Annotated in this window: 17 protein-coding genes and 1 pseudogene; 11 read left to right on the forward strand and 7 right to left on the reverse strand. The window is 48.7% G+C overall.

Features of this window, described 5'->3' with window-relative positions; translation table 11 throughout:
• Positions 1 to 32: 32 nt before the first annotated feature.
• On the forward strand, positions 33 to 1,574 hold the full coding sequence (tyrR, locus tag ACLD4K_RS01640; protein ID WP_001235483.1) for a transcriptional regulator TyrR: 1,542 nt from the start codon (positions 33 to 35) through the stop codon (positions 1,572 to 1,574).
• 88 nt (positions 1,575 to 1,662) lie between these two features.
• On the opposite strand, the gene tpx is transcribed toward tyrR, so the two are convergent.
• Positions 1,663 to 2,169 (reverse strand): thiol peroxidase, encoded by a 507-nt coding sequence (gene tpx / locus ACLD4K_RS01645; RefSeq protein WP_183059634.1) that lies wholly within the window; start codon positions 2,167 to 2,169, stop codon positions 1,663 to 1,665.
• 115 nt (positions 2,170 to 2,284) lie between these two features.
• Between tpx and ycjG the strand changes: the two genes are divergently transcribed.
• Positions 2,285 to 3,250, forward strand: a complete 966-nt coding sequence (gene ycjG, locus ACLD4K_RS01650; RefSeq protein ID WP_411011272.1) for an L-Ala-D/L-Glu epimerase — start codon at positions 2,285 to 2,287, stop codon at positions 3,248 to 3,250.
• Here ycjG and mpaA read toward each other — a convergent pair.
• Positions 3,225 to 3,953 carry a murein tripeptide amidase MpaA gene (gene mpaA, locus ACLD4K_RS01655; protein WP_411011273.1) on the reverse strand — a complete coding sequence of 243 codons (729 nt, stop codon included), beginning with the start codon at positions 3,951 to 3,953 and terminating at the stop codon, positions 3,225 to 3,227. The genes ycjG and mpaA overlap by 26 nt on opposite strands.
• 189 nt (positions 3,954 to 4,142) lie before the next feature.
• On the opposite strand from mpaA, the gene ACLD4K_RS01660 reads away from it, so the two are divergent.
• Positions 4,143 to 5,756, forward strand: a complete 1,614-nt coding sequence (locus ACLD4K_RS01660; RefSeq protein ID WP_023203175.1) for an ABC transporter substrate-binding protein — start codon at positions 4,143 to 4,145, stop codon at positions 5,754 to 5,756.
• A 96-nt stretch (positions 5,757 to 5,852) separates the two neighbouring features.
• On the opposite strand, the gene ACLD4K_RS01665 is transcribed toward ACLD4K_RS01660, so the two are convergent.
• A complete protein-coding gene (locus tag ACLD4K_RS01665; protein ID WP_411011274.1) occupies positions 5,853 to 6,782 on the reverse strand; it encodes an aromatic alcohol reductase in 930 nt (309 codons plus the stop codon).
• A 118-nt stretch (positions 6,783 to 6,900) separates the two neighbouring features.
• Between ACLD4K_RS01665 and ACLD4K_RS01670 the strand changes: the two genes are divergently transcribed.
• The gene (locus tag ACLD4K_RS01670; protein ID WP_411011275.1) at positions 6,901 to 7,806 is read left to right on the forward strand and encodes a LysR family transcriptional regulator; all 906 of its coding nucleotides are present in this window, start codon (positions 6,901 to 6,903) and stop codon (positions 7,804 to 7,806) included.
• Positions 7,807 to 8,081: 275 nt separating this feature from the next.
• Positions 8,082 to 8,951, forward strand: coding sequence for an aldo/keto reductase (locus ACLD4K_RS01675; protein ID WP_000456775.1), 870 nt, complete (start codon positions 8,082 to 8,084; stop codon positions 8,949 to 8,951).
• 90 nt (positions 8,952 to 9,041) lie between these two features.
• Here ACLD4K_RS01675 and bdcA read toward each other — a convergent pair whose 3' ends face one another.
• Positions 9,042 to 9,755: an SDR family oxidoreductase gene (gene bdcA / locus ACLD4K_RS01680; RefSeq protein ID WP_020839314.1), complete on the reverse strand. Its 714-nt coding sequence runs from the start codon at positions 9,753 to 9,755 to the stop codon at positions 9,042 to 9,044.
• 77 nt (positions 9,756 to 9,832) lie between these two features.
• Between bdcA and ACLD4K_RS01685 the strand changes: the two genes are divergently transcribed.
• Both ACLD4K_RS01685 and ACLD4K_RS01690 read left to right on the forward strand, forming a co-directional pair.
• The gene (locus ACLD4K_RS01685; RefSeq protein WP_000208474.1) at positions 9,833 to 10,423 is read left to right on the forward strand and encodes a TetR/AcrR family transcriptional regulator; all 591 of its coding nucleotides are present in this window, start codon (positions 9,833 to 9,835) and stop codon (positions 10,421 to 10,423) included.
• A gap of 128 nt (positions 10,424 to 10,551) precedes the next feature.
• Complete coding sequence (locus ACLD4K_RS01690) at positions 10,552 to 10,788, forward strand: YgdI/YgdR family lipoprotein (protein ID WP_001168016.1); 237 nt, start codon at positions 10,552 to 10,554, stop codon at positions 10,786 to 10,788.
• Positions 10,789 to 11,001: 213 nt separating this feature from the next.
• Here the strand turns inward: ACLD4K_RS01690 and ACLD4K_RS01695 are convergent.
• Together ACLD4K_RS01695 and ACLD4K_RS01700 are read right to left on the reverse strand one after the other, a co-directional pair.
• Positions 11,002 to 12,112: pseudogene (locus ACLD4K_RS01695) on the reverse strand (hypothetical protein).
• 390 nt (positions 12,113 to 12,502) lie between these two features.
• Positions 12,503 to 13,360, reverse strand: a complete 858-nt coding sequence (locus tag ACLD4K_RS01700; protein WP_411011276.1) for a GyrI-like domain-containing protein — start codon at positions 13,358 to 13,360, stop codon at positions 12,503 to 12,505.
• Positions 13,361 to 13,652: 292 nt separating this feature from the next.
• Here ACLD4K_RS01700 and zirU point away from each other — a divergent pair, with 292 nt between their 5' ends.
• The 4 genes from zirU (at position 13,653) to ACLD4K_RS01720 (ending at position 18,068) form a co-directional block, all read left to right on the forward strand.
• On the forward strand, positions 13,653 to 14,498 hold the full coding sequence (gene zirU / locus ACLD4K_RS01705; RefSeq protein ID WP_411011277.1) for a two-partner-like secretion system exoprotein ZirU: 846 nt from the start codon (positions 13,653 to 13,655) through the stop codon (positions 14,496 to 14,498).
• Positions 14,499 to 14,572: 74 nt separating this feature from the next.
• Complete coding sequence (gene zirT / locus ACLD4K_RS01710) at positions 14,573 to 16,555, forward strand: two-partner secretion translocator ZirT (protein ID WP_411011278.1); 1,983 nt, start codon at positions 14,573 to 14,575, stop codon at positions 16,553 to 16,555.
• Between the two features lie 20 nt (positions 16,556 to 16,575).
• Positions 16,576 to 17,412, forward strand: coding sequence for a two-partner-like secretion system exoprotein ZirS (gene zirS, locus ACLD4K_RS01715; RefSeq protein ID WP_411011279.1), 837 nt, complete (start codon positions 16,576 to 16,578; stop codon positions 17,410 to 17,412).
• A gap of 98 nt (positions 17,413 to 17,510) precedes the next feature.
• The gene (locus ACLD4K_RS01720; RefSeq protein WP_183059624.1) at positions 17,511 to 18,068 is read left to right on the forward strand and encodes a redoxin family protein; all 558 of its coding nucleotides are present in this window, start codon (positions 17,511 to 17,513) and stop codon (positions 18,066 to 18,068) included.
• Positions 18,069 to 18,172: 104 nt separating this feature from the next.
• On the opposite strand, the gene ACLD4K_RS01725 is transcribed toward ACLD4K_RS01720, so the two are convergent.
• A complete protein-coding gene (locus ACLD4K_RS01725) occupies positions 18,173 to 18,511 on the reverse strand; it encodes an antibiotic biosynthesis monooxygenase family protein (protein ID WP_000051809.1) in 339 nt (112 codons plus the stop codon).
• Positions 18,512 to 18,520 lie beyond the last annotated feature (9 nt).

An 18,520-nucleotide genomic window follows, 5' to 3' on the forward strand; every position in this document is an offset into this window, starting at 1 on the left:
TTTAATGGTTCATTATTCAGGTGAAGGTTCCCATGCGTCTGGAAGTCTTTTGTGAAGACCGACTTGGTCTGACCCGCGAATTACTTGATTTACTGGTGTTACGTAGCATTGATTTACGCGGAATCGAGATTGATCCCATTGGGCGAATTTATCTTAATTTTGCTGAGCTGGAATTCACCGACTTTAGCAGCCTGATGGCCGAAATCCGCCGTATTTCCGGCGTAACGGATGTCCGTACCGTTCCCTGGATGCCGTCCGAACGTGAACATCTGGCCCTGAGCGCGCTGCTTGAGGCGTTGCCGGAGCCGGTGCTCTCATTGGATATGAAGAGTAAAGTGGAGATGGCGAACCCGGCGAGTTGTCAGCTTTTTGCCCAGATCCAGGAGCGAATGCGGCACCATACCGCCGCACAATTAATTAACGGCTTCAATTTTCAGCGCTGGCTGGACGGTAACCCGCAAAGCTCCCATAACGAGCATGTCGTGATCAACGGGCAAAACTTCCTGATGGAGATTACGCCGGTACATTTACAAAACGAAAATGACGAATACGTGTTGACCGGGGCGGTAGTGATGTTGCGTTCCACGATTCGTATGGGGCAGCAGCTACAGAATTTGTCCACGCAGGATCTGAGCGCGTTTAGTCAGATTATTGCCGTGAGCGCAAAGATGAAGCACGTCGTTGAGCAGGCGCGCAAACTGGCGATGCTCAGCGCGCCGCTGCTGATTACCGGCGATACGGGAACCGGCAAAGATCTTTTCGCCTATGCCTGTCATCAGGCAAGCCCTCGTTCAGCGAAACCGTATCTGGCGCTCAACTGCGCTTCAATCCCGGAAGATGCGGTAGAAAGCGAACTATTTGGCCATGCGCCGGAAGGTAAAAAAGGCTTTTTTGAACAGGCGAATGGCGGTTCGGTGCTGCTGGATGAAATTGGCGAAATGTCACCGCGTATGCAGGCGAAGCTGCTACGTTTTCTCAACGATGGTACGTTCCGTCGCGTCGGCGAAGATCACGAAATTCATGTTGATGTCCGCGTTATCTGCGCCACGCAGAAAAATCTGGTGGAGCTGGTGCAAAAAGGACTGTTCCGCGAAGATCTCTATTATCGACTTAACGTTCTTACGCTTAATTTGCCGCCGTTGCGCGATTGTCCGCAGGATATTATGCCGTTGACCGAACTGTTCGTGGCGCGTTTTGCCGACGAACAGGGCGTTCCGCGACCGAAACTGTCTGCCGATCTGAGTACGGTCCTCACTCGTTACGGCTGGCCGGGTAACGTTCGCCAGCTTAAAAATGCGATTTACCGGGCGCTGACGCAACTGGAAGGGTATGAGCTGCGTCCGCAGGACATCCTGTTGCCTGACTACGATGCCGCGACGGTGGCAGTCGGCGAGGATGCGATGGAAGGCTCGCTGGATGACATTACCAGTCGTTTTGAACGTTCTGTCCTGACCCAGCTTTATCGTAGCTATCCGAGTACGCGTAAACTGGCGAAACGGTTGGGGGTATCGCACACCGCGATTGCCAATAAGCTGCGTGAATATGGTCTGAGCCAGAAGAAGGGTGAAGAGTAGAAAAAAGAAGGCCTCCGGATAGAGGCCTTCTTGTGACAAAAGAGCACCGCCTGTAGCACTGACAAACGTAGCGCCAGCAGGCGCTGGCTTATGCCTTCAGGACATTAAGCGCGGCGTCGTAATCCGGCTCGTGGGTGATTTCATCCACCAACTGGCTGAAAATAACGTTGTCGTTTTCGTCAAGCACGATGACTGCGCGCGCCGCCAAACCTTTCAGCGGGCCGTCAACGATTTCGACGCCGTAGTTTTTCAGAAACGCGTTATTACGCAGAGTGGAAAGCGTAATAACGTTGCTCAGGCCTTCCGCGCCGCAAAAACGCGACTGCGCAAAAGGCAGGTCAGCAGAAACGCACAGTACTACGGTATTCTCCACTTCTGTGGCCAGTTGATTAAACTTACGAACTGATGCGGCGCATACGCCAGTATCAATGCTTGGGAAAATATTCAGCACTTTGCGTTTGCCTGCATATTGGCTGAGGGAAACGTCAGACAAATCTTTTGCGACAAGAGTAAAAGCCTGTGCTTTGCTACCAGCCTGCGGAATAACGTTGGCAACGGTGACCGGGTTACCCTGGAAATGTACAGTCTGTGACATAATAATGTTCCTATTTACTTATAGTTAACGTCGAAATCCAGTTTAAGTCATTATTCATTAACACGGCAAATACTATTTGTAGCAAGCCGCGTCCGGCGCTATCAGAGGGGAAGAGATGAGATCTGTTAAGGTATATGAGGAAACCTGGCCGTTACATACGCCTTTCGTTATTGCGCGTGGTAGCCGAAGCGAAGCGCATGTTGTCGTTGTCGAACTGGAAGAAGAGGACGTAAAAGGCATCGGGGAATGTACGCCATATCCACGTTATGGTGAAAGTGATGCCTCGGTCATGGCGCAAATCATGAGTATTGTGTCTCAGTTAGAAAACGGGCTGACTCGCGAAGCATTGCAGAAACTGTTGCCGGCAGGCGCGGCGCGCAACGCGGTGGATAGCGCCTTATGGGATTTGCAGGCCCGCCAGCGGCAGCAAAGCCTTGCCGGGCTGCTCGGCGTGACGCTGGCCCCGGTTGTTACTACCGCGCAAACGGTAGTGATAGGCACGCCGGAACAGATGGCGGCCAGTGCGGCGGCACTATGGGAAAAAGGGGCGACGTTGCTGAAAATTAAACTCGATGCTCGTCTGATTAGCGAACGTATGGTGGCGATCCGCGCGGCGGTGCCGGAGGCGACGCTCATTGTGGACGCCAATGAATCGTGGCGTCCGGAGGGGCTGGCGGCGCGTTGCCAGTTACTGGCGGATCTGAATGTCGCGATGCTGGAGCAACCGCTGCCCGCGCAGGATGACGCCGCCCTGGAAAATTTTATTCATCCGTTGCCCATCTGTGCAGATGAGAGCTGCCATACTCGCAGTAGTCTGAAAGCCCTGACGGGGCGCTACGATATGATCAACATTAAGTTGGATAAAACCGGCGGTCTGACCGAGGCGCTGGCGCTGGCAACGGAGGCGCGGGAGCAAGGATTCGGCCTGATGCTGGGCTGTATGCTCTGTACATCAAGAGCGATTAGCGCCGCGCTGCCGCTTATGCCGCAGGTGAGCTTCGCCGATCTTGATGGCCCAACATGGCTGGCGGTTGATGTTGAGCCCGCGCTACGCTTTACGACGGGTCAACTCCATCTTTAGGATGCCAGCGAAGCAGATTCGACATCGCCAGCAAGTATTTTTCGCTGGCTTCATCGGCAGAAACAGGGGGAAACTCGGCGGTAATGCAGTGCAGGTTGAGGTCGGCGCACCAGCTGCCAAACGAACCGGGCGTTTCGTAACCTACGCTGGTCACCAGCGGCAACGCAAACGCATCGGCCAGCCACTCGCCTAGCTCGCTGCGACGTGGATCTTCAATGCAGGCTAGCGGATCGTGAAAAGAGACGACCCAGGCAGGTTGGAGTCGATGTATTAACTGGCAAAGCGCCTGGGTTTCCGGTTCTGAGCCGGGATGGTCGCCGGTTAGCAGCACGACATCACGCTCTTGCGCGCGGCTATTCCAGCGATAAACTGTCTCACCCGCTTTCCAGTTGGCGGCGGGAAAGTTACGGTTTAGATCAATGCCATTCGCATTTGCCCTTAACCCCAGTTGACAGCCATCAGGATTAACGGCAAGTATGACATGATGACGGCGAAGGGACGGATTTAAGGTGCGTAACGCACAGGAGAGCGTCACCACGGATGAGGTTTCATCCCCGTGGGTGCCAGCCAGTATCAGGCCACTTTCGCGATCGGCGGCAGGCGCCGGAAACCAGATTAGCGGCGCGCCAAGTAGCGAATGTCCATAATGTTCAGTGCCTGGCGGAAATGCGCCGCGCTCGGCACGGGGGCGGGTGACAGTCATACGCGTTTCCCGAAGCTGAGACCAGTAGGGTAATCATCGTAGTGTTGTGTAAAACCCGCCGATTATCAAATGGTTTCTATTTACCCTCTTGTATGGCGCGATATCAACTTTCTGGCGGAAGATAATTGCATTTCTTTCTGCTGAAACAAATAATTACGTTGTCATTTAACTCATCTTTGAGGAACTTCTATGAGGCATTCTGTTTCAGTAACCTGTTGTGCGCTATTGGTTAGCAGCTTTTCCCTGGCATATGCTGCGGATGTTCCCGGCGGAACGGTACTGGCAGAGAAACAAGAACTGGTGCGTCATATCAAAGATGAGCCCGCTTCGTTAGATCCAGCGAAAGCCGTTGGGCTGCCTGAAATTCAGGTGATCCGCGATCTGTTTGAAGGGCTGGTTAACCAGAACGAAAAGGGTGAAATTATCCCGGGCGTCGCCAGCCAGTGGAAGAGCAATGATAATCGTATCTGGACGTTTACGTTGCGGGATAATGCGCAATGGGCCGATGGAACGCCGGTGACCGCCCAGGATTTTGTCTATAGCTGGCAACGCCTTGTTGATCCCAAAACGCTTTCCCCCTTCGCCTGGTTTGCCGCTCTGGCTGGCATCACTAATGCGCAAGCCATTATCGACGGTAAAGTCACGCCGGATCAGCTTGGCGTCAGTGCCGTGGACGCGCACACTTTGCGTGTTCAGCTTGACAAGCCGTTGCCCTGGTTTGCCAGTCTGACCGCCAGTTTTGCCTTTTATCCGGTCCAAAAAGCGAATGTCGAAAGCGGCAAAGACTGGATGAAGCCGGGAAAACTGATTGGCAATGGCGCGTATGTTCTTAAAGAGCGCGTGGTAAATGAAAAACTGGTGGTCGTGCCGAATACGCATTACTGGGATAACGCGAAAACGGTACTGCAAAAAGTGACATTTTTACCCATTAACCAGGAATCGGCAGCGACGAAACGTTATCTTGCCGGTGATATTGATATCACCGAATCTTTCCCTAAAAATATGTACCAGAAATTATTGAAGGATATTCCAGGGCAAGTTTATACGCCGCCGCAATTAGGGACTTATTATTATGCGTTTAACACGCAGAAAGGGCCGACGGCGGATTCCCGCGTTCGTCTGGCGCTAAGTATGACCATTGATCGCCGTTTGATGGCGGAAAAAGTCTTAGGTACCGGTGAAAAACCAGCCTGGCATTTTACACCGGATGTCACGGCAGGATTTACGCCAGACCCTTCACCGTTTGAACAAATGAGCCAGGAAGAACTTAATGCTCAGGCGAAAACATTGCTGCGTGCAGCAGGCTACGGATCGCAGAAGCCGCTTAAATTAACCCTGCTTTACAATACCTCAGAAAACCATCAGAAAATCGCGATTGCGGTGGCGTCAATGTGGAAGAAAAATCTGGGGGTGGACGTGAAATTGCAAAACCAGGAGTGGAAAACGTATATCGACAGCCGGAATACCGGTAATTTTGATGTTATTCGCGCCTCCTGGGTGGGTGATTACAACGAACCGTCGACTTTCTTATCCTTATTAACGTCCACGCATACGGGGAATATTTCACGCTTTACTAATCCGACTTATGACAAAATCCTGACACAAGCGACGATGGAAAATACCGCCGAAGCGCGTAACGCGGATTACAATGCAGCGGAGAAAATTTTAACGGAACAAGCGCCTATAGCGCCTATTTATCAGTATACCAATGGCCGGTTAATTAAACCGTGGGTAAAGGGATACCCCATTACTAACCCGGAAGATGTGGCCTATAGCCGTACGATGTATATCGTGAAGCACTGATGCGTACTGGTTTCTTGTTAACGCAAGGTAGCCAAGCCCGCCGCCTGATGCTGGCAGAAGGCATGGGGATTAAGCGAGCGCCTGATGCCGCCGTTCTCATTGCTGTGTTTTCAGCCAGGCGGCAATATCCTGTGTCGGCAGATGATGTTGTGCATTCCAGGTGTCACTCATCGGCCACCACATACCGTCACCACGCGCGAAGGCGACGCGATAGCGCAGCATTGGATCATGCGGATGTAAACGGAGTTGCTCCTGTAAGTCAGGTAGCGTCAATACGCCTCGGGTAAAGGTTTGCTGCGTCACGCGTTCGACCGTTTCCGCCAGTTTTGCATAAGAGGTCGTTTCCCCCGCGACAAAGACGACTTCGTTAGTGATACGCGGCTGATGCAGATAAATTTCAGTGGTCAGGCGACCAATATCCGCAGGCGACGTGACGGTGACCTGCATTTCCCATCCGCCGAGGGCATTGATGGTTTTTTGGGCTAAGTTGACCACACCAAAGGCCGGTTCGAAGAGAAAAGAGGTAAATATACCGGTTGAAACAATCACCCACTCTGTGGCGTTTTGCTCGCGCAAAAGCGTCCTGACGTCATACTGTTCGTCCCACACCGGCTGGCCGCTGCCTTTGCCGACCACATCGTAATTCACGCCAAACTGCCAGGGGAAATAGCGCTTAACGCCCGCCTCCAGTACCGCGCGGGTGATTTTTATCTGGGTACCCGCACCGGCGACAAACCCCATACAATTGATGATCGTATCAAAACCGTGGAATTGATCTTTTAACGCTGCAACCGAACTGCCTGCGATGTCGACCGGGATAAACCGCGCACCGGCATCCGCCAGTTGTTGATGAATGCTGGAACGTCGTTTGCTCTGTTTATCCCTGGATCGCCCTGACACAATAACGCAAACGGAACCATTACGCTGTGTGACCGCCGGAACCAATGATGCCAGCACTGACGCCCCCAGTTGTCCCGCGCCCAGCACCAATACTTTTTCACCCACCTGATTATTGGATTGTTTCATTTGCCCCTCTCTGTGTTAATTCACCTGTAGGTAGAGATTACGTCAGGGATCTGCGTTCGATAAGACGCCGAAGACGGGTTAGACTGTTCTGATAAATGGGATAATTGGTGGGGGGAAAATGGACAAGCTGGAAGCGATGCAGGTCTATGTTTGCGTGGTGGATACCCATAGTTTTATCAGAGCCGCCGAAGTGCTGGGCGTGCCGCGCTCAACGGTATCGCGGGTGGTTAAAGAACTGGAATCCTGGCTTAAGATTCAACTTTTGCAACGTACAACCCGCAAACTTAGCGTGACCGCAGAGGGGCGGCGTTACTACGAAGAGTGCAAAAGAGTACTGGCAGATATCGCGGCCATGGAGTCGTCATTTCCCGGCCGGGCGGCACAACCCAAAGGGCGTTTTAAAGTGGGGATGCCGCAATCTCTCGCCCGGCATTGTATTATTCCCACGCTCCCGGCCTTTTTGCGTCAGTATCCGGAGCTGGAGCTGATACTTTGTTCCAGCGATAGCGTGGAGGATATTATCCTTCAAGGGTATGACTGCGTGATTCGGGCCGGCAGGATCGATGATTCCACCACGCTGGTTGCCCGTCCGCTCGCCAGTTTTAACTGGGTGATAGCAGCATCGCCCACTTACATTGAGCGTTACGGTAGCCCTGAAAATTTAGATGATCTGCAAAAACACCATGCGGTCGGCTACCTGAACCACCGCACCGGGCGTACCACCGACTGGTTTTTTACGCGTGAGGGGGAGGATTACGCGATGCGGATGCAGGAGACGCTGGTTGTCGATGATACGGACGCTTATATTCAGGCCGGAATACAGGGGCTGGGGTTAATTCGCGTCGCCAGCTATCTGGTTGCGCCGTATCTGCACAGCGGGGCGCTGGTGACCTGCATGGACAACCATTCTTATGATTTGCCGCTTGCGCTGGTCTATCCGCAAAACAGGTTTCTGCCGCCTGCGGTACGCGCTTTTTATGACTGGTGCAAAACGGCGCTGAGCCAGTCGGAGCCTCTTCGCTAAAAAATATTATTCCGGATATCGCATTGCCTGTTCAGAAAACTTTTCCACAGACGTTCAAAATGACGGTACTGGTTTTGACGCATAAGAAAAAGGCATTATCAAACAGGGGGCTACACGGCGAGGATATAGCAAGCACAGAACGTTTGGATGCAATAAAAAATCTGTACAACTGTTATTAATGAACTTTTGTATAAATATAATCGGATTTAACAATACTCATTGTACCTGTATTTTGCTCTTATCATGGCGTCTTTACGACGAAAGGGTGCTTTAGCGTGGAATATTCAATATTAAGTAACAACCTTAAAATGCCTATGGTGGGTTTTGGCGTTTTTAAGGTAACCGACAAAGAAGAATGTCAGCAGTCAGTGTTAAGCGCTATTCGCAGCGGTTATCGTCTTATCGATACCGCTGCGGTATACGGCAATGAAGATGCCGTTGGTGACGCTGTTCGTGAAGCCATCGCGACAGGTCTGTGTACCCGTGAGGAGTTATTTATTACTTCTAAACTGTGGGTGCAAGATATGGCTAACTACGATCTGGCCAAAGCAGGTATTGAAGCGTCGCTGAAAAAATCCGGGTTAGATTATTTTGATCTCTATTTATTGCATCAGGCAATGGGCGATTATTTTAGCGCGTGGCGCGCGCTGGAAGACGCTTATGAAGCCGGTAAACTAAAAGCCATTGGCGTGTCCAACTTCTATGCGCATGTGTTAGCCAACTTCTGTGAAACCGTCAGAATTACGCCAATGGTAAACCAGGTCGAATTGCATCCATACTTTGCACAACCCGCCGCGCTGGAAACCATGAAACATTATAACGTTCAGCCTGAAGCGTGGGCGCCGTTAGGCGGCGGGAGACATAAACCATATGAAAATGTCATGCTTCAAAGGATTGCCGATGCCCATCAAAAAACCATCGCGCAGGTTGTCCTGCGTTGGAACGTGCAGCGTGGCGTCACGGTTATTCCTAAATCCACTCGACAGGAACGCATTGAAGAGAACTTTGCTATCTGGGATTTCTCACTAACGGATAACGAAATGGCTCAAATCAACGCCCTTGATTTAGGCTACGTTGGCGAAGCGGTGAAGCATTTTAATCCTGAATTTGTTCGCGGTTGTCTTGGCGTTAAAATCCACGATTGATCGCGGCGCTTGCGGATGTTTTCTCGCATGAACAGCTTCTAATACGGTTGCCAGAGCGTAGACGGCAACCGTGTGATATTCGCCTGGCCGTCAGGCGCCGAAGGCACCATCGATGGTGTGCATCGCGCCGGTGACGAAAGAGGCTTCCGGGCCGGCAAGCCATGCCACCATTCCAGCCACTTCTTCAGGTCTTCCGTGTCGTTTGATCGCCATGAAACTGTGCATCAGCTCTTTCATGGGGCCATCTTCCGGATTGATGTCAGTATCAATGGGGCCTGGCTGCACCACATTTATCGTAATCCCGCGGGGGCCAAAATCACGGGCCAGGCCGCGCGCCAGCCCTTGCAGGGCTGATTTACTGGCGGCGTACGCGGCCATTCCCGGTACGGGCATCCGATCGCCATTCACGGAACCGATAATAATAATGCGTCCACCTTCCGGCATGTTGCGGGCTGCTTCGACTGACGCATGGTAAGGCGCATGGATATTAATGCGGAACAAACGATCTATCGCATCGCTATCTTGTTCCAGCGCATCGCCGAAGAGAGCAACGCCCGCATTGACGACCAGAATATCCAGCGGTCCGTACTCACGCACGAGGCTGATGACGGCATCACGATCGGCGCTATCCGTCTGGATGGCGGTGCTTCCGGTTTCCGCTGCCAGTTTTTCGGCGGCTTCACGCGATCCGGCGTAGCTGAAAACGACCGATGCGCCGTCAGCGCTAAAGCGTCGTACAATAGCCGCGCCGATACCACGACTTCCCCCTAAAACCAGTACAGATTTGTTGCGAAATAGCGTCATCAGGATGTCCTTTATGATATTGTAGTAACCACTACAATATGCGTAATGAAATCATGCCGTCAAGGAGTTATGTAGTAATGACTACAAAACATAGCCGAACGCCGGGTCGCCCTCGCCAGTTCGATCCGGAGCAAGCCATTGAAACCGCTCAACACTTATTTCATTCGCGCGGCTACGACGCGGTGAGCGTAGCGGATCTGACAAAAGCGTTCGGGATCAATCCTCCCAGTTTCTATGCGGCGTTTGGCAGCAAGCTGGGGCTGTATACTCGCGTATTAAAGCGTTACAGGATGACCGACGCGATTCCGCTCGGGGCGCTTCTGCGTCACGATCGCCCGACCGCGAAGTGCCTTATCGATGTGCTGATGGAAGCGGCAAGACGTTACGCTGCCGATCCTGATGCCACTGGGTGTCTGGTTCTGGAGGGCGCTCATTGTAACGATAAACCGGCACGAGAGGCCGCCTGCGAGTTTTACATCGCTGCTGAAAACCTGATTCGCACTTATGTCGCCATGCGGTATCCGCAAGAGGCTGACCGGACGACGGATTTTATGGGGACGCTAATGGCGGGGCTTTCCGCCAAGGCGCGAGCGGGGTATAGCCTGGAGCGTCTTCAGGAGAGCGTGCTTCTGGCTGGGGATGTGCTGGAGCGATTACTGCCGGATTAACGCAGCGCATCAAAAAACCTGAGCCAATCAGATACGGGCAAACAGAGAGCAATAGCCCTAATCATCCATCTTGCCGTTGCGGCATTCGGTAAAGTACATCAAAAATAGAAGTGTCAGGGAAACGAGAAATGCAAAAATGTAGTCTTATTACGGTACTTAGCTTATCAGTGTTGATGCTAGCCGGATGTACAACGACCTATACCATGACGACCCGGACGGGAGAGATTATTGAAACGCAGGGTAAGCCGGAGGTTGACACCGCAACCGGAATGACGAAATACGCTGATGCTTATGGTTATCATCGCGTCATTAAAACCAGTGAAATAGTGCAGACGACAGAAGGCGCATCGAAGCTGGACTGGTAATGCGCTAAAGCAGTTGGGAGGCCGTGTCCAGTATGGGTACCGGACTGTTTCTTGGCCTGAATTGAATAGAGTGCCTGTATAGCCGAATATAGGGTCTCGGCTTGATTTGTGTCGTCAGTTATTTGGTTGTTCCCTGTATAGTGAAGATAAACAGTACTCATGGCTAACGGTCTGTTTTGGATTGTTAACTATCCCGGATTCTGCGCGTTTTATTTAGTCACAATCATGGTTAAGAATATTTTGGGTCAGACTTACACGCCGGGTATTAAGATAATCCGTCGCATAGAGAGCTTGATCGGCATCATTCGGTTCAAGAAGAAATGGTGTGACTTTTGGTATGAGATCAGCAAACAGGTTATATTGATCCACAGAGGCAAAATGCCGGGTAGCGCTGGCCCAGGACATTCGCATCAGCTCCGCGTAAGAAGGGGATAGTTGAACAGGCAAATCAAATTCTTTCAGATTAGCAAGCATCTCCTTACTCATATAAAATGTGACCCTGTTTCGCGAAAAGGTGTTAAGCACTGCCTTCAGTCGTTTAACTTTTGCTTCTTTACTCATGCTATTATCAAAAAAACGTGGTGAAAGCATAATAGCAATCGATGCATTTGATGAAATAACATTATGTAGTGGTTTCAGGGCTACAACAATCTAATCGTTTGTGAAGATACGCTGCGTACCAGAGGAGGTAGTATAGTTTCCACCCAGCCAGATCACATAATCTGTTGTTTTGAGGGGAAGAGCTTTTTCCGGTATATTACCCCTGTCAGGTGCCACTGTTTCAATTGCTAGTGAGTTTTGTCCCCAGACATTATTTACTTTAGAACTCAAAAAATTATATTCTGAAATGTTCCTTAGTTTTAGTAGAGTTATCTGTGAACGGGTAAAAAAAGAGATTGAATCTCACTTTGTTCTGCAATTGCCGAAGTAATCTGAGCGTGTTCTGATCGATCAGATGAGTATAAAGACCAACCGTTTTTCCGGAAAGTATTGCTGAGGCATTGTTCGCAAGAAGCATTTCTTTTATAGCTCCTTGCCAAATAATCAGTACGCAATGGTATTTTTCTGGTCTGATTTTATCTATGGGAATATCGGTAAGATTGACCAGGTCAGGAGTGCCATGCCGCCAATTATCATGAATGACTGTGGCTCCGGAGGCGTCTCCTCCGGCTCCCCTGGTAATAATAAGAGGAGGGTGGGTACTGGCTTGTGCGATATACGAAAAACAAGCTACCATTGCTAGCGCTGTGTTTATGATGGTTGTATACATATCGTCTGCCCTGATTTCGAAAATATGAATAATGTCTCCTCTTATAATGTACATCAAAAAGAGAACATTTTAATTAAATGTTATCTCAACGAGATAAAAGGTTAGCACAGTAAAGTATAGAGAGAATGTAATCATACCAACATTATAGATGTGGGAGCATGAAGGCCCCGCAAGCCGTCCGGCCAACATACTCCCATTAATAGTTAAAGTATGGACTTTGCTTTTACCGTAAACTGTAGCCAATATTACCTGATCACTACACCGTACAATACTGTCAGAAATCTGTCCCCGGTGTCGCGTGCACGCAATTTATTTTTTTCAATTCTTTCAAAACGTTAACTATATTAATAGTCACTTATTTTACCAGAATCAATACTGAGAGTTTTATTACCGTTCTGAAAAGAGAAGACTTTTCAGATGAAATGCGTGGATGGTACGAAGTCATTACAGTACAGGGATGTAATAATAAAGATCGACAATGGATTCATTATTCTGTTGCTTTTGGACGGATGCCAAATGGAAGTATTCAATATCTTCTCCTTCTCTCCTGATAAGATTCAGTTTTGGCAATATACACATATATATTGTATTGGAAAATTGTTGATATTGTTCCTTATGACCAACGAAATGGAATTTTGCATATTTACCACATTTTATTACCCTGGACATGGGTATTTTGCCTCCATCGACGGAATTATGTTCCATACCAAAAAAACTGCTTACGGCGATGACCTGGTCTTTGATATTATCCGGCTTAAAAGACGAGAGACAATACACATTTTTGCCCCACGTTCTGAGCGTCTCATGAATGATTTTCCATTTTATAGGCGAAGCTTTTTTAGGAAGGTCATTTGTTGCGATCTGATGAGATGTTTGAAATCCGAAAATTTCTTTTGACGTAAGCTGACAAATTTCGAACTGATAATGTTCATCACAGTCAAGCCAGTAGGGAGGCCGTAGGTTTCTGAGATCCCAGAAATCAGCCTTGCGATAGTTATTGGGATTGACGCCAAATGTTTTTTTGAACTCTCGACTATAGGACTGTACTGAATCAAACCCCATTCTGAACGCGATATCTGTAACCGACTGAGAGGTCAACTTTAGCAGAGTGGCGCTTCTGCTCAACTTGCGTTGTCTGATATATTTTCCGATAGACACCCCACACTTTTCTTTAAAAAAATCCTGCAAACTCCTTCGCGAATAACCTGTTATAACAACCAGCTTTTCAATATCAATCCTCTCCTCAAGGTTTTTTTCTATTTGCTCTAATACTGAGTCTATTATGGCTTTTTTCATCATCATTCCTCTTTATTGAAGCCTTAAATATAAATATTTAAGGTGTTTGACATACTGTGTTATTAAACTACTGAGGGTTGTTAGCTTTTCTGGCAAAACAAGGAAGATTTAAATTGCTTGACGTTTCTGAATAAACTTTACACTTGGAGATCGGCTTTTGCCAGTAAAGCTAAGTAATTAGCATTGCGAAGGGCATAATTTCACAGGCGGTTAAAATGATTGAATAACCCTGAATTTTTAGCCCGTGAGATTATAAATCTCGTAATTATTTCTAATGATTTAATAAAAGGGAATTGTTTTGTACTTCAAAAGATCTTTGTTAGCGTTAGCGATTTGTGCATCCGTGCTCTCAGTAGAGGCGGTGGCGAATACCAGAGCCAATGATATGGCTTCTTCTGCTACACCTGCTTCTGTTGGTCACCGTCCTGTGGCAACTACCAATGCAAAAAAGATAGAAGTGTCTGGGGAACTGACGACCGGTTCAACCCTCCAGATAGTGAATATTTTTATTCGGGATGAGGATGGGGATCTCTTATCGCTGGATAAAATGAATAATGCCGACGATATTCAATGGTATCTGGTGGATAATGAGGCCGCCGATCCTTCTGGAACCCCGGTGGTGACCGGGACGGCTTTTACCATTCCTGCTGATGCAGGTGGTAAAAAAATTAAAATCGTTTACCGAATTAAGACGGCAACGGGGACGCCGGATAGTGCATTCTTGCCTGCCACTGTCTTATTAACTTCTGCATCCTCTGGGGTGGGCGGCGACTCCGCCGCAGACGGTACAATTTCTAATAAGCTACGTTCTGTCACTATCAATGTGGTGAATGAAAGTGGTAAACCAACTGATGAACTCAACGGTACCAATGACGCCAGTACCCCAGTGGTGGGCGGCACCCTTGAAGCGGTACTGGAATGTGCCGCCACAGCGGCGGCTGAGTGTGAGGTCAGTAATTATAACTTTACCTGGCAGATGGCGGATGCCGGGACACCAACTGCATTCACCGATCTGAATAATACCAACGCTGAAAAACATAAATATATTATTAAGGGAACTGAGCAGAATAAACTGTTCCGTGTCCACGTTACGCCTAAAACGACGAAAGCCACGCCGGAGAATAAACGCGCTATCCGTCGCTGATCTTTATCGCCAAATAAACTTCTTATTTAAATAATCCCTCTGCCTGGCAGGGGGATATAGCAGGAGGCAATAAAGTGGTTTTTTCTAAAAAACCCATTACTAAATATATAACCTGGGCCATTGTTACCAGTCAGATTCCACTCCCGGTCATCGCTGATAGCGATAATGAAATTCAGTCGTGGATTGCAGGGACGGCATCGTCTATTTCTCCGCATCTGCAGGAGGGGACGCTGGAGGATTATGCCAAAGGAAAAATAAAGGCATTACCAGGGCAAGCCGCTAATCATCTGGTGAACGAGGGGATGAAGAGCGCTTTTCCGGAGATTATTTTCCGTGGTGGCGTCAATTTTGAAGATGGCGCGAAATATCGCTCATCAGAGTTCGATATGTTTATTCCCACCCAGGAAACGACATCGTCTTTACTCTTTGGCCAGCTTGGCTTTCGCGACCACGACAGCAGCAGTTTCGATGGCCGCATCTATGCTAACGTTGGTGTGGGTTACCGTCAGGAGGTCAATGGATGGCTGCTCGGCGTCAATACGTTTCTGGATGCCGACATCCGTTATTCCCACTTACGTGGCGGCATTGGCGGGGAAGTCTATAAAGACAGTCTGGCCTTTTCCGGCAACTATTATTTCCCTCTCACCGGCTGGAAAACGTCAGCAGCGCATGAATTACATGATGAGCGTCCGGCATATGGCTTTGATCTGCGAACAAAAGGCACGCTTCCCGATTTTCCCTGGTTCAGTGGCGAGCTGACATATGAACAGTATTACGGGGATAAAGTTGATCTATTGGGTAACGGTACATTAAGCCGGAATCCCCGCGCCGCAGGTGCGGCTCTGGTCTGGAATCCTGTCCCCTTGCTTGAGGTCAGAGCAGGATATCGGGACGCCGGTAAAGGCGGATCGCAGGCAGAGGGCGGTCTGAGAGTCAACTATTCCTTCGGTACGCCGTTACATGAACAGCTTGATTACCGCAACGTTGGGGCGCCCTCAAATACGACTAATCGGCGTGCCTTTGTCGATCGTAATTACGATATCGTCATGGCGTATCGGGAGCAGGCCAGTAAAATCCGCATTACGGTAATGCCGGTGTCAGGCCTGTCCGGGACGCTGGTGACATTAATGGCGACGGTAGATAGCCGTTACTCGATTGAGAAGGTTGAGTGGTCGGGTGATGCGGAGCTTCTCGCCGGACTCCAGCTTCAGGGGAGTCTGGGCAGCGGCCTTATCCTTCCACAACTTCCGCTGACGGCGACCGACGGTCAGGAGTATAGCCTTTATTTAACGGTGACTGACAGCCGGGGTACTCGCGTGACCTCCGAGCGTATCCCGGTAAGGGTGACACAGGATGAGACCAGTTTCCGTTCATGGATAAATGTTATCAATGACGATGTTCAGGTTGAGAACGGCAACTTTGTTATCAGTACGCCGCTTCCTGCCGGAGAAGAGGGGAAGGTTATTGAGTGGCACTACGTGCGCGAGCGTTCTGAAGAGGAGTGGGCGTCGCTCAAACCACGTAATATTAAGTATCAATCAGATACGCCGGGTCTGGCATTTAAAGCGCTCGGCGGTACAGAGCGTGACGGCCATTGGGTTGAACGGGTTCTGGTGACCCATATCGGCGATGATGCCCGCTCGCTCAAATTACATATTGAAGCAAGCGGACCAGACGATAAACATCCGGTGAAGGGTACCGTACTACTACAAGCTCAGTCAGGCAGTATTGCGCAGAAGGTCACTTCTGTAGAGGTGCTTTTTACGCCGGGTACTGAAGAAGCCAACGGAAGCGTTACTGCGCCAGTCGTCGGAACGGAAATGCGAGCCAGAACGCTTTGTGTAAATAACACGGACTGTACTGATGCGTTTAATTATCAGTGGGAAATCTCGGATGAAATGAAATCCTGGCAATCCGTACCGGGGGCGACAAAAGCCACCTGGCTTATCCCTTATAGCCTTAACGGGGAATCGCTACAGAATAAATATATCCGCGTCAGAATTATTTCTGATAAAGAAAATGCTAAGAGTTCTACCGCAGCATCTGATGCGAATTAATGTTTTAAAAAGGATCAACAGTGCGTATGTCGAAACATAATCTTATTATCTATAGCCTGCTTCTGGCGGCTGTGTCAATAAGCGTCTCGGCGGATTCGTCGACAACGTCCGCGGCAACCGTCGGGATGCTTTCTCCTCCTACGGCGCCGAGTGTTGGGCACAGGCCTGGAACACCTCGTGATGACTACGAATTTAAGTTTAATGGACTTGACTTTTCTATTGAAAAGTATACACCTTTTCCGGGAATGACTATTGCGAGGGATTCTATATATCTAGGCATCAGAGACCCGGATAATAACTATCAGTCTGCGGAAACTTTTACTACAGTATGTACGTATTATCAGATCAATAAAGATAATTCTCAACATATACTTAAGCGTGAAAAGCCATGTGAGCATAAATTTAATATCCAAAAGGAACATCGTGGTTCAAAGATTAAACTAGAAATTTATAATGAAACGGATATGGCTTCAGCGTCAGGGTACACGCCTGTGCCATCGGTATCTGAATTTCAGTATATTGAAACAGAAACTATATCTAATACGCCAAGCCCAGATTTAACAGTTATGAGTATAGATAAGCCTGTATTATCGCCGGGTGAAAGTGCCACCATAACAACGCTTGTTAAGGATATCGACGGGAATCCTGTAAATGAAATTTACATTGCAGAGTTTGTAGGGCGTGATGAGAATAATAAAGGCTTATGGGATTATGGCCCTATTAAGAAAGAAAATGTTCCAGGTAAATATACACAAGTTATAACCTATCGAGGACATGGTAACGAACGTATTGTCATAACTTTTAGATATGCAGGGGATGTTTTTAGGAAAAGTATTTCCATCAACGGAAGACTATAAAACTATATTAATCATTATGGCCAATATAATTCTTTTTATCACCATCATCTTATTATGGATGTTCACCTGGTTTTTTAGCGGGTTGCTAAATAATTATTATGGCTAAAATAATAAAAACGTTAAAAGGAGAAGTTTTTATGACACCAGCAACAACACAGGATTATATCTCATTGGGGCAGGAGTACTCAGTGACCTTTGGCAAAACGCAACTGACGCTCAAACCCGGGATACTGGCTGAAGGCGAACCATTACCCTGCACAAAGGGGCTGGTGAGCCATGATTTATTACCGGGTTACTGTATCCCGGGCATAAAAAAGCGGATTATTGTTGTTCCGTCACTGGATACGCCAGTTTGTGAATGGCAGGTAAAAGACTATAGTGACCGCCTTAAATCAGCGGGTAGCCACTCAAACCGGGCGGTATATGTGCTGAGTATGGATACGCCATTTGCTCAGGCCCGTTTTATTCGGGAACATGATATTCATCCCGGCATAATCTTTGTTTCTGACTACGCTTGCCGCCAGTTTTTGGATAATTCCGGGCTGAAAATTAATGAGCTCAGTATTTTTGCCAGAGCGTTGATAGAGTGCGATGAAAACAATGTGGTTACGCGTGTTATTGTACCACGAGATATCACTCATCTTCCTGTTTACTAATCACTTATATCAGCACCGCCCCTGCACAGAGAACCGAATAACCGGCAATGCAGGGGTGCAGGCATTCTCCTGCGTGCCCCACATTTAATACATATACTATTGCATCACGCATACGGAACTGAAAATGATGCCAGCGGATGGGGCAGGTTAACGTTATGGCACCCCTGAATTTCTGCAATAATCGTCTGGTAACCGGAAAGCCACTTATGACTTTGTGATTTGGCCTGCTGGTGCTGTAAATTATTTATCAATAGCTCCATTGATTCGCGGGTCTGCCAGTAATAATTATTAACTATTCTTCCGCTGGCGGCATCGGTATAGCTTTCCATCCCAATATAGCCATCAATAGACTGCGTATAGCGCTCAATCCAGCCATCCAGTTGATAAAACTCTTCGTCGTACTCTTTTTTTTCGAAAATAAAACTTGTCAGAAACAGCGACATAGTATTTCT

Source organism: Salmonella sp. 741265055_HSA, from assembly GCF_046569525.1.
In the GTDB taxonomy this organism is placed as follows: domain Bacteria; phylum Pseudomonadota; class Gammaproteobacteria; order Enterobacterales; family Enterobacteriaceae; genus Salmonella; species Salmonella enterica.

Bases quoted from the DNA above. Each gene is read 5' to 3' on its own strand.
- ACLD4K_RS01685 (WP_000208474.1), top strand. From the start codon at position 9,833: ATGACTACAAAACATAGCCGAACGCCGGGTCGCCCTCGCCAGTTCGAT.
- ACLD4K_RS01720 (WP_183059624.1), top strand. From the start codon at position 17,511: ATGGCTAAAATAATAAAAACGTTAAAAGGAGAAGTTTTTATGACACCA.
- ACLD4K_RS01725 (WP_000051809.1), bottom strand. From the start codon at position 18,511: ATGTCGCTGTTTCTGACAAGTTTTATTTTCGAAAAAAAAGAGTACGAC.
- ACLD4K_RS01665 (WP_411011274.1), bottom strand. From the start codon at position 6,782: ATGAAACAATCCAATAATCAGGTGGGTGAAAAAGTATTGGTGCTGGGC.
- ACLD4K_RS01700 (WP_411011276.1), bottom strand. From the start codon at position 13,360: ATGATGATGAAAAAAGCCATAATAGACTCAGTATTAGAGCAAATAGAA.
- ACLD4K_RS01670 (WP_411011275.1), top strand. From the start codon at position 6,901: ATGGACAAGCTGGAAGCGATGCAGGTCTATGTTTGCGTGGTGGATACC.
- bdcA (WP_020839314.1), bottom strand. From the start codon at position 9,755: ATGACGCTATTTCGCAACAAATCTGTACTGGTTTTAGGGGGAAGTCGT.
- ACLD4K_RS01660 (WP_023203175.1), top strand. From the start codon at position 4,143: ATGAGGCATTCTGTTTCAGTAACCTGTTGTGCGCTATTGGTTAGCAGC.
- tyrR (WP_001235483.1), top strand. From the start codon at position 33: ATGCGTCTGGAAGTCTTTTGTGAAGACCGACTTGGTCTGACCCGCGAA.
- ACLD4K_RS01690 (WP_001168016.1), top strand. From the start codon at position 10,552: ATGCAAAAATGTAGTCTTATTACGGTACTTAGCTTATCAGTGTTGATG.
- ycjG (WP_411011272.1), top strand. From the start codon at position 2,285: ATGAGATCTGTTAAGGTATATGAGGAAACCTGGCCGTTACATACGCCT.
- tpx (WP_183059634.1), bottom strand. From the start codon at position 2,169: ATGTCACAGACTGTACATTTCCAGGGTAACCCGGTCACCGTTGCCAAC.
- mpaA (WP_411011273.1), bottom strand. From the start codon at position 3,953: ATGACTGTCACCCGCCCCCGTGCCGAGCGCGGCGCATTTCCGCCAGGC.